Here is a 14,864-nt window from a genome sequence, read left to right on the forward strand (position 1 = left end):
TTCGTACAACAAGCAACCACCGGTGTCCCAGGGAGGTGTGACAGAAAACGCACCGGCGGCGCTGAGATAAATACGGGCCGCTCGCGACCCGTGACGCGTGGCGGCCGGGGTCTCTCCTGTGGGGGGTGGCGACCTCGGCCGTCCCGCTTTTCCGGACCGGTCCGCTAGGACTGCCCGCCCCGCTCCCGCGCGGTGCGGGCCGCGGCCCGCACCGGCCACCCCGTCCACCGCCTGCCCGGGCGCCAGTCGTCGCGGCGGCGGGGCGTCGCGGCGAGCGCCCCCGCATCGCGGGCCTCGCGGTACGCGGCGAGCGCCCGCCGCTCGTCCTCGGACCCCGGGCGCTGCCCGCCACCGCGCACGGCGTCGGCGAGGAGCGCGCCGGCCGAGGACCGGCCGGTGGCGCGGCCCGCTCCGTCGGCTTCGTCGTCGGGTTCGGCCGACGGCGAGGAATTCGCAGTCATCTCGCCTCCCCCAGCGTGCGCGCCCGCCGATCCGTCACACCGGACGCCCGCCCGCTTCGCCGCCCCCGAGCCGTTGGGCGAGCCGCTTCAGGCCCCGGTACGCCGCCGTGCGCACGGCTCCCGGCCGCTTGCCGAGGACCCGGGCCGCGGCGGGCGCGTCGAGGCCGACGACGACCCGCAACAGCACGGCCTCGCGCTGGTCGGGCGGCAGCAGGTCGAGCAGCGCCAGCGCGCGCTCGGTGGACAGTGCCTCCAGGGCCTGCTCCGCGGTGTCCTGTCGGCCGGGCAGCTCAAACACGTCCTGCTCCAGGGCGGACTGCCTCGGCCGCACCTTCCGCCGGCGCAGCAGATCCAGCGCGCGGTGCCGGGCGATGGTCGCGGTCCACCCGCGGAACCCGGCCCCGTCGCCCCGGAACCTGCCGAGGTCCCTCGCGATCTCCAGCCACGCGTCGGAGGCCACGTCCTCCGCCTCGTCGCCCACGAGCCCGCGCAGATACCCGAGCAGCCCCGGCTGTACGAGCCGGTAGGCGACGGCGAAGGCGGCCTCGTCGCCCCCCTGGGCCCGCGCGACGGCCGCGCCCAGCTCCCCGTCGTGCGCCCTCGCACGACGGGGTTCCCCTCCCTGGCCCAACCGGTCACCCCCTGACCGGATCAGCGCCGCCCTCCACAAAAACGTCACAGGGCCCCCACGGTGACGTACGCCACACCCGTGCAACCCGTGACACTTCCCGGCGGTCGTTCGCTGGATAGAGCATCTACCCGCGTGACACGCGGGGTCCATGTGAACTTCATCAAGGGGTGGGGCAATTGAGCCCGCGACATTCGCGAGAAAAGGCGGAAGGCGCGCGCAGATCGCACGCGTACAAGCCGCTGAGTCTCAAGCGCAGAGCGTGGATCACGATGGGGGCGGTCGTGGTCGGCGGCGCCGGAGTCGTGACGTACGCGATGGCCGATCCCGGCACCGACGCGGCCCCGGCCGCCGCGTACCGGGCGGCGGCCGTGCACACGTTGAGCCTGGAGACGAAGGCGGACCGCAAGGTCGTTCCGCAGAAGTCGACGCAGCCGTTCAACGCCGTGTCGGTGACGTGGAAGAGCCCGAAGGACCGGATCGACGGCACCGCCCAGTTCCGGGCGCGGGACGCCGCGTCCGGCACGTGGGGCCCCTGGACCACCCTGCCCAAGGACACGAACGACGCGGACGGCGCCGAGCGCGAAGGCACCGACATCCGTGGCGGCACCGCGTCCGTGTCGACCGAGAGCGCCTCGAACGGCGTCGAGGTGCGGGTCGTCGACGCCGACGGCAAGGCCGCCGACCTGCCGTCCGGCATGGACGTCAAGCTGATCGACCCGGGCACCGGCACCCGCAAGGGCGGCACCGAGCCCGCCGCGTTCACCTCCGACGAGACGCCGCCCGAGGCCCGCCCCTCGACGGTCGTGAAGCCGACGATCATCCCGCAGTCGGTGTGGGGCCCCGGCCTCCCGCACGACGGAACTCCCACGTACGACACGGAGATCAAGGCCGCCGTCGTGCACCACACGGGCGTCGACTCGGACAACCAGGTGCCCTGCGCGCAGAGCGCCCAGCGGCTCCGCGAGATCCAGCAGGACCACGTCGGCAAGGGCTACTACGACATCGGCTACAACTTCGTGGTCGACCGCTGCGGCCAGATATTCGAGGGCCGCACCGGCGGCATGGACCTGCCGGTGCACGGGGCCCACGACTACGGCTTCAACACGGACACCGTCGGCATCTCGTACATCGGCAACTTCGAGTCGGCGAAGCCCACGAAGGCCGCGCTCGACTCCATCTCCCGCGTCGTCGCCTGGAAGTTCGGCCAGTACGGCCTCACGGCGACCGACAAGGTGACGCTGACCTCCAACGGCGACCTGGGCACCGACGGCAACAAGGTCCCCAAGGACTCCACCATCACGCTCCCCCGCGTCTTCGGCCACAAGGACACCAACACCACGGCCTGCCCCGGCGCGAATCTCTACCCGAAGCTGAGCCGCGTCGCGACGCAGGCCGCCGCGCCCGGCGTCTCGCACGCCCTGGCGTCCCAGAACGTGATCGGCGACGCCACCGACGACATCGTCGCGGGCCTGCCGAAGGGGTCCAGCGGCGGCCAGATCGCCCTCGTGCCCGGCACCGTCGACGGCCCCACGGCCACCGGCAAGAAGCTGATCTCGCAGTCGAGCGCGGGCGTGCCCGGCGCGGGCGAGAGCGGTGACGAGTTCGGCGCCTCCACCGCCACCGGCGACATCAACGGCGACGGCCACACCGACATCGTCGTCGGCCAGCCCGGCGAGGACGACACGGCCGGGCACTCCAACCGCGGCGCGTACACGATCCTGAACGGCCCGGACTTCACCACCGGCACCGGCGTCAACATGGACGGCAGCTACGAGCTGACCAACGCCAGGTTCGGCTCGGCCGTGGCCGTCGGCGACTTCAACGCGGACGGCACGGCCGACGTGTTCGCCGCCTCCACCGGCACCGGCGGCACCTGGAGCGCCCGCTACGGCGACGGCTGGGACACCGACTCCGCGATCACCACGACCGAGGACAACCTGTCCTACGCCGACGCCGCGTCCGGCGACTTCAACCAGGACGGCTACGCGGACGTCGCGCTCAACTACCGCGACGGCGCGGGCATCGGCAAGGTCGTCTGGTACAAGGGCGGCTCCGGCGGCCTGCGCAAGGCGGCGACGCTGTCCGTCAAGGGCGGCCGCTCCATCGGCGCGGGCGACATCAACGGCGACGGCATCGACGACATCGCCATCGGCCAGCCGTACACCGCCGAGTCCGGCGCGGCGGCGGGCGGCCAGGTCACCTTCGTCAAGGGCTCGCTGCCCACGTCCACGACCGCGGGCGGCCTGACCGCCACGGGCGCCAAGACCGTCCACCAGGACACCTCGGGCGTCCCCGGCGCCGCCGAGTCCGGCGACGCGATGGGCGCCTCGGTCGCGGTCGGCGACTACAACCTCGACGGCTACGCGGACGTGCTCGCGGGCGCCCCGAACGAGGACATCACCCGCACCTCGAACCGCTCCAACGCGGGCAACTCGATCCTGCTGAAGGGCACGTCGACCGGGATCACCGGCACCGGCGCGCTCTCCGTCACGCAGGACACGGCCGGCGTCCCCGGCTCCACCGAGACGGACGACAACCTGGGCTCGGCGGTCGCCCTGACCGACCTCTCCGGGTACGGGCGGGCCGACCTGGTGCTCGGCACGGCGGGCGAGAACGCGGGCGAGGGCAACCTGACGTACGTACCGAGCAACTCCAGCGGTCTGGGTCTGACCTCGACCAGGACCTTCACGAGGACCACGCTCGGCACCTCGGCGACCGCGCGCATCGGGACCAACCTGGCTCCGTAGTCCACGCGTTGTGCCGGTGAGGGCCGTGGGGGCCGTTCAGTCCCCCACGGCCTTCTCCTTCACGCCGTCGGACACCGGCGCCGCGTCCGCCGCCCCCGGCGCCCGCGGCGCGTTCACCACGACTCCCGCGATCACCGCCGCGAGCAGCACCGAGGCCACCGCCCACCAGGTCGCGACGTTGAATCCGTGCACGGCGGCGCGCGAGGCGAGGGCGCGGCGGTCGACGCCGGGCCTCGCGTGCTCGGTGAGGTAGCGGGCGGTGACGCTCGCCGCGATCGTGTTGAGCAGCGCCGTGCCGATCGAACCGCCCACCTGCTGCGCGGTGTTGAAGGTCGCGGAGGCCGCGCCCGCGTCCTGCGGGGCGACGCTGCCGGTCGCGAGCGACACCGACGTCATCATGGCCGTGCCCATGCCGAGGCCGAGCATCAGCATGCCCGGCAGCAGATGCGAGGCGTACGCGGGCTCGGTCCCCACCTGCGCGATGATCGAGAGCCCGCCCGCCGCGACGAGGAGCCCCGGGACCATCAGGGCGCGCGGCGGCACCCGGTGCAGCAGCCGCGCGGCGACCTGCGTCGAGCCGACGATCATCCCCGCCGTGATGGGCAGATAGGCCACTCCCGTCTTCACCGGCGAGTACCCGAGCACGCGCTGCATGTAGTACGTCAGGAAGAGGAAGACGCCGAACATCCCGATGGTCACGAACAGGATCGTGCAGAACGCCCCGACCCGCTGCCGGTCCCTGATCACGGCGATCGGCAGGAGCGGCACCCGCGCCCGGCGCTGCCAGAGCCCGAAGAGCACCAGCAGGGCCACTCCCCCGGACAGCAGGGTGAGCACCAACGGGTCGCCCCAGGAACGGGATTCGGCCTCCGAGAAGCCGTAGACGAGTGCCAGCATCCCGGCGCAGCCGAGCACCGCGCCCGGCACGTCGAGGTGCGGATCGGCCATCACCCGCCCGCCGCGCAGCAGCACCACGGCCGCGGCGAACGCCCCGAGCGCGATGGGCACGTTGACGTACAGGCACCAGCGCCAGTCGAGATACTCGGTCAGGAATCCGCCCGCGAGCAGCCCGATGGCGGCGCCCGCGCCGACGATCGCCCCGAACACGCCGAACGCCCGGCTGCGCTCCCGGGGTTCGGTGAACGTCGTCGCGAGCAGCGAGAGCGCGGCGGGCGCGAGCAGCGCCGCGAACACGCCCTGGAGCGCCCGCGCCCCGAACAGCATCCCGGGCCCGGCCGCGGCGCCGCCGAGCGCGGACGCGGCGGCGAACCCCAGCAGGCCGACGCAGAAGGCGAGTTTGCGGCCGATCAGGTCCGTGATCCGCCCGCCGAGCAGCAGCAGTCCGCCGAAGGCGAGCGTGTACGCGGTGATGACCCACTGCCGGTTGCCGTCGGTCATGCCCAGGTCGGTCTGGGCCGAGGGCAGCGCGATGTTCACGATCGTCATGTCGAGGACGACCATCAGCTGGGCGACCGCGATGACGACGAGGGCCCACCAGCGCCGCGGGTCGGGCGGCGGCCGGTCCTGGCTCTGTGCGGTGGGGCGGGTGTCGGCCACGGGACTCGGCCTCCTCCATCAGCGGCTGCGCGGCTCGATGGCGCGCATCGCCTCTCATCCTCCGCCCGTACGCCCGTTTTGCACCGGCGCGTGCGTCAATGTCTCCGAGAGCGCGGACGACGGCGTCAGCCGCGTCCCCGCGCGCGCCGCGAGACGGCCGCGCGCAGCACCCTGCGTCCCTCCGTCGAGACGACCAGGGCCTGCCGAAGGCCGCCCGCGCCGCCGTCCGCGAGCAGCTCCAGGATCTGGGTCTGGCGGCGCAGTTCGGCCGCGACGAGCGGCGACATTCCTTCGGTGCGGCCCTCGCGGCGGGCGCTCACGCTGGCCGCCCGGTCCTCCGCCACGTCGAGCATCCGGTGCACCTGGAGCGCGGCCACCGAGCAGGCGTCCGCCCACTCCCGCCACGCATCGGCCACCGCCTGCTCCGGCGCGGCCCCGAGCATCCGCCGCACCAGCTCCGCCGCCTCGCCCTCGCCCGCGGCGCCGCTCAGCGTGTCGCGCGCCGCGACGAGCCGCGCGCCCCAGTCCGCGCCGTCCTCCGCGAGGCTCGCCCACAGCGGGCGCAGCACGTCCTCCTCGGGATCGCCCGGCCCGCCGACGCCGAGCAGCGGCACGCACCGGTCGAGGCAGCCGAGCCCGCTCGTGGCGAGGCCCCGTTCATCGGCCTGCGCGATCAGTTCCACCAGGCTCATCGGCGTAACGCTCCTCCGGACGCGGACCCAGCAATTCCCCTTGGCACCTACGCCCTCAACTGCGTCCGCGCAGCACAGAACGTCACTGCCCCCGCACGCCGAGCCGGTCGAGGAAGCGGAAGAACAGCTCCTCGGCCGAGGGTTCGGCGGCCGCGCGCAGCACCTCGTCGATCGGTTCGAGCGGCACCTCGCGGCCGCACTCGGCGGCCCAGCCGACGGCCCGCTCGGCGGCGTCGCCCGGCGGCAGGAAGTAGTCCTCCAGGGCGCGCTCGTCCCCGCCGATGTACCCGGTCATCGCGGAACGCCCCAGGCACGCCGTCCAGGCGCCGCTCTCGGGGCCCGCCGCCTCGACGACCGCGCAGGCGGAGTTCATGACGTAGCCGAACAGGGCGGGCGCCCCGGTCTCCGCCGCCAGCGCGTTCATGCTGCCCACGTCCCGCGCCTGCTCGCCGCCGCCGGGGCACTCCCACACCTGCCAGCCGCCGGCCCGCTCCTCCAGGAGCGTCAGCTCCTCGCGCACGCCGCCCAGGGCCTCGCACTTGTCCAGCGGCCGATCGCTTCTGGCGACCACGTAGTAGCCCCAGTAACCCATGCCCGTTCCCCCCGTTCCGGTGTACGCCCCATTCGTCGTACCTGCGGCCGAATAGACCACAGCCACAAGGGACTTCGCCACCAGAACGGCGGATCGCGGTTGTCAGCCGTCCAGCGTGTCGGCCAGGTCGACGAACTTCGGCCAGCTCAGCTCCGGCTCCTTCGGGTCCCACAGCTTCTGCACGGTCGCCCGCAGCGGCATCCGGATGCCCTTGGCGACCTGCGCCGGCGTCTGCGCCCCGGAGAGGTCGCACCACACGGCGAAGGATCCGCCGAGGATCCGGTCGTCGTACTTCGCGGGCACCGGGCTCGTCTTGCGCAGCACGCGCGGCGTCCAGCTCTTGTAGATCCGCTCACCGGTCGGATAGACGAAGGTGTTGGGCTGCCCGAGGACGTAGTACAGGTACTCGTCGTTGTAGTTCGTCAGCTTCCGGCCCTCGTCGAGGTACTCCAGCGGCTCGCGGGCGCCGATCTCCTTGCCGGTCCAGTACGCCACCTCGATGCCCTTGTCGGCGTCGACGACCCCGCCCTTGTAGAACCCGTCGTTCCAGGCCTTCAGGTTCCGGTCGTAGGGGGCCATGGTCTTCGCCCGGTCGTTGAGCCAGCCCTGCGCGAGGTCCTGGACCTTGGCGTTCGCCCCGTACTTCTTCCGCGCGGCGGCGGCGAGCTGCGGGTAGGAGGCCTCCGGGTTCTCGCTCATCAGCGCCCGGTACTCGTCGGCGCCCAGGTGCCAGTACGCACCCTTGAACAGCTTCGCGTACTCCTTCAGCAGATCGTCGACGATCCTCGCGGCGCCCGGCTTCGAGATGTCGACGGCGCCGCGCGCCGCCACCCCGCTCGCGTCGCGCAGCTGGAGGTCGGGGTGCGCGGCGATGACGGCGCCCAGGTGCCCCGGCGAGTCGATCTCCGGCACGACCGTGATGTGCCGTTCGGCGGCGAGCTTCAGGATGTCCTTCACCTGCGCCTTGCTCAGGTGCTCCTTGGAGACGACCTCCGGGTGCGAGTCCGACTCGATCCGGAAGGACTGGTCGTCGGAGAAGTGCAGACCCAGCTGGTTGTACTTGAGGTCCCCGATGTCCCGGATCCGGTCCTTGATCCAGTCGGCCGTGAAGTGCTTGCGCGCGATGTCCAGGTTGAACCCGCGCTGCGGCTTGGCGGGCTCGTCGGCGGTGACGCCCTCCGGCGCCTTCGCACCGCCGTGCACCTCCTGCTTGAGGGTGCGCGTCCCGTAGTACACGCCGGTGTCGCTCGGCCCGGTGATCCGCACGGTCCCGCCGCGCACGGACATCCGGTACGACTCCGGGTTCGCGCCGCGCTTCCCGCCGATCGCCAGCTCGACGTCGCCGGGCCCCGCGTCGCCCGACCCCGCGTACTCCAGGTCCAGCTCGCCGGCGAGGAGCCGCCCCTCCTCGGCCAGTTCGCCGTCCTTCACGACGACCTTGCCGCCGTCCGGCTTCCAGCCGGGCCCGTGCGCGGGCGTGAAGTCGCGCACCTCGGGGATCGTGTGCGCGGGCTTGGACAGCGGATACGAACGCGTCGGCGAGGGCGTCGCGGACGTCGCCGACTTCCCGTCGGACGGAGCCGACCCGCCACCGTTCGAGCACCCCACGACCGCGACCAGCGCGACCCCGACGGCGCCGACCTTCAGAGCTTGCCGCTCCTTCTGCACGAAGTACCTCGCTGAACCACGTCGACCGGACACGTACGTTGCCGACGGTAACGGTGTCCCTCAAGGGGCGCGGGGAACTGCGCAAACGCAACCACGACGAGTCGGGACCCGCCGTACGAACAGAACAAACGCCGCCGCTCGCGCGTACCGTCCACCCACTCCCGCAAACCGGCCCGTCCGAGTGAATTTCACACATCCACCGGACACTCACGACAAGCTCTGGCTAACGTTTGCGCCACACCCAGCCCACCCACACCACCCGCCCCTGCCGGAGGCCCCCGCTGAGCCCCCTCCAGACTCCCGGCCGTCTGCCCATACCGGCCCAGGCCACGGCCCACGGGGGCCCCGGTTTCCTGGCGCAGCTGAACGTGCTGCCCCAGGAAGCCGCCGAGCGGACCCTGCTGACGTGCTGCCGCAGCCGCGCCTGGGCACGCCGGATCGCCGCACACCGCCCGTACCCGAACCTCGACGCGCTGCTCGCCGCGGCGGACGAGGCGGCGTACGACCTCGCCCCCGACGACGTCACCGAGGCGCTGACCGGCGAGGACCTCGTGCTGCCACCGGCCCCCGCGGGCCGTTCCGCCGCCGCGAACACCGCGCTCGTCGCGGCCCACGGGGCGTACCAGACCCGCTTCGGCCACCCCTTCGTGATCTGCCTGGACGGCATCGCGCCCGGCGAGGCCCTCGACCACCTGCTCGCGGACCTGCACACCCGGCTCGGCCACGACCCGGTGCACGAGCGGGAACTGGCCGCCGAGGAGCTGCGGCGACTCGCCCGGGGTCGGCTCGCCCGCCTTGCGCGCACGGAAACGGCCCGGGAAACCGGCACCAATAGCCCGTACGTGCCTGTTTGATTGCCTGTTTGATCACACATAAGGCCCCCGTGCGAGTGTTCCGACAACTCGTCGATACGATGACGAGCGGCCGGTGGACCGTACCCGGCCGGGCCCGCCCGACACTGAAGCCGGCGCGGCTCTAGTCCCCGCTCCCGGAGGGTTCTTCCGTGCCGGCTGGAACGCTGTACCGCGGCCGGGAAGGCATGTGGTCGTGGGTGGCTCATCGAGTCACCGGTGTCCTCATTTTCTTCTTCCTGTTCGTGCACGTCCTCGACACCGCTCTCGTCCGCGTCTCCCCCGAGGCGTACGACGATGTCGTTGGTACCTATAAGACGCCGATCGTCGCGCTTCTGGAATACGGCCTCGTGGCCGCGATTCTGTTCCACGCGCTCAACGGTCTGCGTGTGATCGCCGTCGACTTCTGGTCGAAGGGCCCGCGCTACCAGAAGCAGATGCTCTGGACCGTCATGGGCATCTGGATCGTCCTCATGGTCGGGGCCCTATACCCCGTCCTCGGCCACGCCGTCCGCGCACTCTTCGGGAGCTGAGGCCAGACATGTCCGCTGACACCACCCCCGCACAGTCCGGCGTCGGTCCCGTCGAGGGCGTCTCGCTCTACGACGTCGACAACCCGGCCCCGTACATCGAGCCCCCGCGCAAGCGCACCTCGAAGACCCCGCGCTCCACGCGCGGCAACTTCGAGATGGCCGCATGGCTGTTCATGCGCCTGTCGGGTGTCGTCCTCGTCGTCCTGGTCCTCGGCCACCTGCTGATCCAGCTCGTCCTCGACGGCGGCGTCTCCAAGATCGGCTTCGCGTTCGTCGCGGGCCGCTGGGCGTCCCCGTTCTGGCAGGGCTGGGACCTGCTGATGCTGTGGCTCGCGATGCTGCACGGCGCCAACGGCCTGCGTACCGTGATCAACGACTACGCCGAGCGCCCCAACACCCGTATGTGGCTGAAGGGCCTGCTGTACGCCGCGACGGTCTTCACCGTCCTGCTGGGCACGCTGGTGATCTTCACCTTCGACCCCAACATCCGTTAAAGCCGAGGCGAGCGAAACCGTGAAGATTCACAAGTACGACACCGTCATCGTCGGCGCCGGTGGCGCGGGCATGCGCGCGGCCATCGAGTCGACGAAGCGCAGCCGCACCGCCGTGCTGACCAAGCTCTACCCCACCAGGTCCCACACGGGCGCCGCGCAGGGCGGCATGGCCGCCGCGCTCGCCAACGTGGAGGAGGACAACTGGGAGTGGCACACCTTCGACACGATCAAGGGCGGCGACTACCTGGTCGACCAGGACGCCGCCGAGATCCTGGCGAAGGAGGCCATCGACTCGGTCCTCGACCTGGAGAAGATGGGCCTGCCGTTCAACCGCACCCCGAACGGCACCATCGACCAGCGCCGCTTCGGCGGCCACTCCCGTAACCACGGCGAGGCCCCGGTCCGCCGGTCCTGCTACGCCGCGGACCGCACGGGCCACATGATCCTTCAGACGCTGTACCAGAACTGCGTGAAGGAGGGCGTGGAGTTCTTCAACGAGTTCTACGTCCTGGACCAGCTGATCGTCGAGGAAGACGGCGTCAAGAAGTCCGCCGGTGTGGTCGCCTACGAGCTGGCCACCGGCGAGATCCACGTCTTCCAGGCGAAGTCGGTCATCTACGCGTCCGGCGGCACCGGCAAGTTCTTCAAGGTGACGTCCAACGCGCACACCCTGACCGGCGACGGCCAGGCGGCGTGCTACCGGCGCGGGATCCCGCTGGAGGACATGGAGTTCTTCCAGTTCCACCCGACCGGCATCTGGCGCATGGGCATCCTTCTCACGGAGGGCGCCCGCGGTGAGGGCGGCATCCTCCGCAACAAGGACGGCGAGCGCTTCATGGAGAAGTACGCGCCGGTCATGAAGGACCTCGCGTCCCGTGACGTCGTGTCCCGCTCCATCTACACGGAGATCCGTGAGGGCCGCGGCTGCGGTCCCGAGGGCGACCACGTCTACCTCGACCTCACGCACCTCCCGCCGGAGCAGCTCGACGCGAAGCTCCCGGACATCACCGAGTTCGCGCGCACGTACCTCGGCATCGAGCCCTACACGGACCCGATCCCGATCCAGCCGACCGCGCACTACGCCATGGGCGGCATCCCGACCAACGTCGAGGGCGAGGTCCTCGCGGACAACACCACCGTCGTCCCGGGCCTGTACGCCGCCGGTGAGGTCGCCTGTGTCTCCGTGCACGGCGCCAACCGTCTCGGCACCAACTCGCTGCTCGACATCAACGTCTTCGGGCGTCGTGCGGGCATCGCGGCCGCCGAGTACGCGCACAAGACCGAGTTCGTCGACCTGCCGGAGAACCCGGCGAAGCTGGTCGAGGACCTGATCGAGCAGCTGCGCGACTCGGAGGGCACCGAGCGCGTCTCGGTGATCCGCAACGAGCTTCAGGAGTGCATGGACGCCAACGTGATGGTGTTCCGCACCGAGCAGACGATCAAGACGGCCGTCGAGAAGATCGCCGAGCTGCGCGCCCGCTACAAGAACATCTCGGTCCAGGACAAGGGCAAGCGGTTCAACACGGACCTCCTCGAGGCCATCGAGCTGGGCAACCTGCTCGACCTGGCCGAGGTCATGGCGACCTCCGCCCTGGCGCGCAAGGAATCCCGCGGTGGTCACTACCGCGAGGACTTCCCCACCCGCGACGACGTCAACTTCATGCGCCACACCATGGCGTACCGCGAGGTCGGCGACGACGGCAGCGAGTCCATCCGTCTCGACTACAAGCCGGTCGTCCAGACCCGCTACCAGCCGATGGAGCGTAAGTACTGATGGCTACCCCGACCATGGACAAGGCGGAAGCGGCAGGCGCGCCCGAGCCCGGCTTCGCCGACACCCCGAACATCACGATCACGCTGCGCGTGCGGCGGTTCAACTCCGAGGTCTCCGACGAGGCCAACTGGCAGGACTTCCAGCTGGAGATGGACCCCAAGGAGCGTGTCCTCGACGCGCTGCACAAGATCAAGTGGGAGCAGGACGGCACGCTGACGTTCCGTCGCTCCTGCGCGCACGGCATCTGCGGGTCCGACGCGATGCGGATCAACGGCAAGAACCGTCTTGCCTGCAAGACGCTGCTGAAGGACATCAACCCGGAGAAGCCGATCACGGTCGAGGCCATCAAGGGCCTCACGGTCCTCAAGGACCTCGTGGTCGACATGGACCCGTTCTTCCAGGCGTACCGCGACGTCATGCCGTTCCTCGTCACGACGGGCAACGAGCCGACGCGTGAGCGCCACCAGTCCGACGAGGACCGGGCCCGCTTCGACGACACCACCAAGTGCATCCTGTGCGCCGCGTGCACGTCGTCCTGCCCGGTGTTCTGGAACGACGGCCAGTACTTCGGTCCCGCCGCCATCGTGAACGCCCACCGCTTCATCTTCGACTCGCGCGACGAGGCCGGGGAGCAGCGTCTGGAGATCCTCAACGACCGTGACGGTGTGTGGCGCTGCCGCACGACCTTCAACTGCACGGACGCCTGCCCGCGTGGCATCGAGGTCACCAAGGCGATCCAGGAAGTGAAGCGCGCGCTGATCACGCGCCGCTTCTGACCTTCCGGGTCGTGCCCGGCCGTGGGCCCCGCTCCTTCTGGAGCGGGGCCCACGGCCTTTTCAGCGGCGCGTCCGGCCGCCGGTCAGCCGGCGTCCGTCGCCACCGGGCGCTCGAAGAACGTCTCCAGGACCACCGTCGCCTGCGTCCCGCTCACGCCCTCGATCCCGTACAACCGCCGCAGCACGTCCTGTAGTTGCTCCGTCGTCGCCGACCGCACCTTGACCAGGACCGACGCGCTGCCCGCGATGACATGGGCCTCCACGAGCTCGGGGATCGCCGCGAAGGCGTCCGCCGCGTCGCCCATCCAGGCCGATGATTCGACCATCACGTACGCGAGGACGCCCTGACCGAGCGCGGCCGGGTCGACGTCGACCGTCGTGCGCCGGACGACGCCCCGCTCGCGCAGCTTGCGGACGCGCTCGTGGGCGGCGCCCGCCGAGAGGCCGACCTCCTTGCCCAGCGCCGCGTACGCGGTCGTCGCGTCCCGTTGCAGCACCGCGATCAGCTTCCGGTCGATGTCGTCCACGATCTCCATGGCGCAACCATATCTCGTTCTGCCATAGTCGTGCTCGACAGGATGAGCTTCAGAATCGAACCCGTAGAGGATGACCGTGTCCATAGATACCGTTCCCGTCTCGTACGAAATCCTGGACGACCGCTTCCGCACCGGTCGCTGCACGGCGGGCGACAGCGTCCTACAGGTCCTGCACTCCGGCGGCCGCTGGGTCGAGGGGCCCGTCTACCTGCCGGCCTGGCGGCAGGTGATCTGGAGCGACATCCCGAACGACCGGCTGCTGCGGTGGGACGAGACGAACGGCGCCGTCAGCGTCTTCCGGTCGCCGGCCGGGCACGTCAACTGCAACACCGTCGACCGCGAGGGCCGACTGATCCACTGCGAGCAGGGCAACCGGCGCGTGACCAGGACCGAGCACGACGGCCGGATCACCGTGCTCGCCGACCGCTGGCAGGGCAAGCGGTTCAACAGCCCGAACGACGCCGTCGTGCGCTCGGACGGTTCGGTGTGGTTCTCCGACCCGGACTTCGGGATCACGAGCGACTACGAGGGATTCCGCGCCGAGTCCGAGATCGGGGCGAACAACGTCTACCGGATCGATCCCGTCACCGGTGACGTGCGGCTCGCCGCCGACGGGTTCGGGGCACCGAACGGACTGGTCCTCTCGCTCGACGAGAGCGAGCTGTACGTCTCCGACACCCGCGGCGGCGTCCTCCGCGTCTTCGACGTACGGGAGGACGGGACGCTCTCCGGCGGCCGGGTGTTCGCCGAGATGAAGGACGGCCTCGGCCGGTTCGACAACATCCGGTTCGACGACCAGGGGCGGCTGTGGGCCGCCGCGATGGACGGCGGCGTGCACTGCTACGACCCCGACGGCACCCTGCTCGGCCGCCTGCTCACACCCGAGCCCGTCGCCAACATCGCGTTCGGCGGCGCCAAGAACAACATCATGTTCCTCGCCGCGTCGACCTCGCTGTACTGCCTGATGACCGCGGTGACCGGGGCGCCACGGATCCCCCGGTGAGCGCTTGAGCCGGGATCCGCCCCGTTCGTGGCTAATCTGACGTTATGTCACATGATGCAGGCCTGGAGATTCTGGGCTTCGACAACACCCTCTTCCCCGTCGGCGACCTGGCCGAGGCCGTCGCCTTCTACGAACGCGTCGGCTTCCCCGTGAAGGCCCGCATCGACGAGGCCGGGATCGCGCTGCTCGCGGCCGGCAAGGAGACGCCCGGGCTGCTGCTGCGGGTCGAGGAGGAGTTCGGCCACCGGCCGCCCGTCTGGCCCGCCGCGCGGCTGTGGCTGGAGGTGCGGGACGCGCGCGCGGTGGCCGACAAGCTGCGCGCCGCGGGCATCGAGCTGCTCGACGCACCCTTCTCCACCTCCACCGGTCACGTCGTGGAGTTCGCCGACCCGTGGGGCAACGTCGTCGGCTTCACGGACTACCTCAAGAGGCCGGAGCTGGCGCGGAACTGAAGCCTCCGTTTGAGGCCCTGGTCACGTTCCCGGTCACACCGACAACTCTCGCTTGAACATGTTCAAAAACGGGTCTACATTCATGACCGTCAGCGTT

General features: G+C 70.9%; 14 protein-coding genes and 1 pseudogene. 8 read left to right on the top strand and 7 right to left on the bottom strand.

The window, feature by feature from the left end:
• Positions 1-164 precede the first annotated feature (164 nt).
• Positions 165-461 carry a hypothetical protein gene (locus tag ACNYS0_RS16555; protein ID WP_422474474.1) on the bottom strand — a complete coding sequence of 99 codons (297 nt, stop codon included), beginning with the start codon at positions 459-461 and terminating at the stop codon, positions 165-167.
• Positions 458-1,092, bottom strand: a pseudogene (locus ACNYS0_RS16560) (RNA polymerase sigma factor). Before ACNYS0_RS16560 ends, ACNYS0_RS16555 begins: the two are co-directional and overlap by 4 nt.
• Before the next feature lie 269 nt (positions 1,093-1,361).
• On the opposite strand from ACNYS0_RS16560, the gene ACNYS0_RS16565 reads away from it, so the two are divergent.
• The gene (locus ACNYS0_RS16565; protein ID WP_422474476.1) at positions 1,362-3,839 is read left to right on the top strand and encodes an N-acetylmuramoyl-L-alanine amidase; all 2,478 of its coding nucleotides are present in this window, start codon (positions 1,362-1,364) and stop codon (positions 3,837-3,839) included.
• 36 nt (positions 3,840-3,875) lie between these two features.
• Here the strand turns inward: ACNYS0_RS16565 and ACNYS0_RS16570 are convergent, their stop codons facing one another.
• The 4 genes from ACNYS0_RS16570 to ACNYS0_RS16585 all read right to left on the bottom strand — a co-directional run bounded on the left by ACNYS0_RS16570 (position 3,876) and on the right by ACNYS0_RS16585 (position 8,348).
• Positions 3,876-5,396 carry an MFS transporter gene (locus ACNYS0_RS16570; protein ID WP_422474478.1) on the bottom strand — a complete coding sequence of 507 codons (1,521 nt, stop codon included), beginning with the start codon at positions 5,394-5,396 and terminating at the stop codon, positions 3,876-3,878.
• Between the two features lie 125 nt (positions 5,397-5,521).
• Positions 5,522-6,088 carry a hypothetical protein gene (locus tag ACNYS0_RS16575; RefSeq protein WP_422474480.1) on the bottom strand — a complete coding sequence of 189 codons (567 nt, stop codon included), beginning with the start codon at positions 6,086-6,088 and terminating at the stop codon, positions 5,522-5,524.
• Positions 6,089-6,170: 82 nt separating this feature from the next.
• Positions 6,171-6,680 carry a hypothetical protein gene (locus tag ACNYS0_RS16580; RefSeq protein WP_422474482.1) on the bottom strand — a complete coding sequence of 170 codons (510 nt, stop codon included), beginning with the start codon at positions 6,678-6,680 and terminating at the stop codon, positions 6,171-6,173.
• A gap of 102 nt (positions 6,681-6,782) precedes the next feature.
• Entirely contained in the window at positions 6,783-8,348 is a 1,566-nt protein-coding gene (locus tag ACNYS0_RS16585; RefSeq protein ID WP_422474484.1) for a beta-N-acetylhexosaminidase, read from the bottom strand.
• Between the two features lie 230 nt (positions 8,349-8,578).
• Here ACNYS0_RS16585 and ACNYS0_RS16590 point away from each other — a divergent pair, with 230 nt between their 5' ends.
• The 5 genes from ACNYS0_RS16590 (at position 8,579) to ACNYS0_RS16610 (ending at position 12,776) form a co-directional block, all read left to right on the top strand.
• The gene (locus tag ACNYS0_RS16590) at positions 8,579-9,202 is read left to right on the top strand and encodes a 2-oxo-4-hydroxy-4-carboxy-5-ureidoimidazoline decarboxylase (RefSeq protein WP_422474486.1); all 624 of its coding nucleotides are present in this window, start codon (positions 8,579-8,581) and stop codon (positions 9,200-9,202) included.
• Positions 9,203-9,351: 149 nt separating this feature from the next.
• Positions 9,352-9,732 carry a succinate dehydrogenase, cytochrome b556 subunit gene (gene sdhC, locus ACNYS0_RS16595; protein WP_266713332.1) on the top strand — a complete coding sequence of 127 codons (381 nt, stop codon included), beginning with the start codon at positions 9,352-9,354 and terminating at the stop codon, positions 9,730-9,732.
• Positions 9,733-9,740: 8 nt separating this feature from the next.
• Complete coding sequence (locus tag ACNYS0_RS16600; protein WP_356374574.1) at positions 9,741-10,226, top strand: succinate dehydrogenase hydrophobic membrane anchor subunit; 486 nt, start codon at positions 9,741-9,743, stop codon at positions 10,224-10,226.
• 19 nt (positions 10,227-10,245) lie between these two features.
• Positions 10,246-12,000, top strand: coding sequence for a succinate dehydrogenase flavoprotein subunit (gene sdhA, locus ACNYS0_RS16605; RefSeq protein WP_422474489.1), 1,755 nt, complete (start codon positions 10,246-10,248; stop codon positions 11,998-12,000).
• Complete coding sequence (locus ACNYS0_RS16610; RefSeq protein WP_422409126.1) at positions 12,000-12,776, top strand: succinate dehydrogenase iron-sulfur subunit; 777 nt, start codon at positions 12,000-12,002, stop codon at positions 12,774-12,776. Before sdhA ends, ACNYS0_RS16610 begins: the two co-directional genes overlap by 1 nt.
• An 83-nt stretch (positions 12,777-12,859) precedes the next feature.
• On the opposite strand, the gene ACNYS0_RS16615 is transcribed toward ACNYS0_RS16610, so the two are convergent.
• The gene (locus ACNYS0_RS16615) at positions 12,860-13,303 is read right to left on the bottom strand and encodes an Lrp/AsnC family transcriptional regulator (protein WP_422482675.1); all 444 of its coding nucleotides are present in this window, start codon (positions 13,301-13,303) and stop codon (positions 12,860-12,862) included.
• Positions 13,304-13,388: 85 nt separating this feature from the next.
• On the opposite strand from ACNYS0_RS16615, the gene ACNYS0_RS16620 reads away from it, so the two are divergent.
• Together ACNYS0_RS16620 and ACNYS0_RS16625 are read left to right on the top strand one after the other, a co-directional pair.
• Complete coding sequence (locus tag ACNYS0_RS16620; RefSeq protein WP_422474491.1) at positions 13,389-14,315, top strand: SMP-30/gluconolactonase/LRE family protein; 927 nt, start codon at positions 13,389-13,391, stop codon at positions 14,313-14,315.
• Between the two features lie 44 nt (positions 14,316-14,359).
• Positions 14,360-14,767, top strand: a complete 408-nt coding sequence (locus ACNYS0_RS16625; protein ID WP_422474493.1) for a VOC family protein — start codon at positions 14,360-14,362, stop codon at positions 14,765-14,767.
• Positions 14,768-14,864 lie beyond the last annotated feature (97 nt).

The organism is Streptomyces anthophorae (assembly GCF_049310305.1).
In the GTDB taxonomy this organism is placed as follows: domain Bacteria; phylum Actinomycetota; class Actinomycetes; order Streptomycetales; family Streptomycetaceae; genus Streptomyces.

Bases quoted from the DNA above. Each gene is read 5' to 3' on its own strand.
- ACNYS0_RS16555 (WP_422474474.1), bottom strand. From the start codon at position 461: ATGACTGCGAATTCCTCGCCGTCGGCCGAACCCGACGACGAAGCCGAC.
- ACNYS0_RS16625 (WP_422474493.1), top strand. From the start codon at position 14,360: ATGTCACATGATGCAGGCCTGGAGATTCTGGGCTTCGACAACACCCTC.
- ACNYS0_RS16575 (WP_422474480.1), bottom strand. From the start codon at position 6,088: ATGAGCCTGGTGGAACTGATCGCGCAGGCCGATGAACGGGGCCTCGCC.
- ACNYS0_RS16580 (WP_422474482.1), bottom strand. From the start codon at position 6,680: ATGGGTTACTGGGGCTACTACGTGGTCGCCAGAAGCGATCGGCCGCTG.
- ACNYS0_RS16600 (WP_356374574.1), top strand. From the start codon at position 9,741: ATGTCCGCTGACACCACCCCCGCACAGTCCGGCGTCGGTCCCGTCGAG.
- ACNYS0_RS16610 (WP_422409126.1), top strand. From the start codon at position 12,000: ATGGCTACCCCGACCATGGACAAGGCGGAAGCGGCAGGCGCGCCCGAG.
- ACNYS0_RS16565 (WP_422474476.1), top strand. From the start codon at position 1,362: ATGGGGGCGGTCGTGGTCGGCGGCGCCGGAGTCGTGACGTACGCGATG.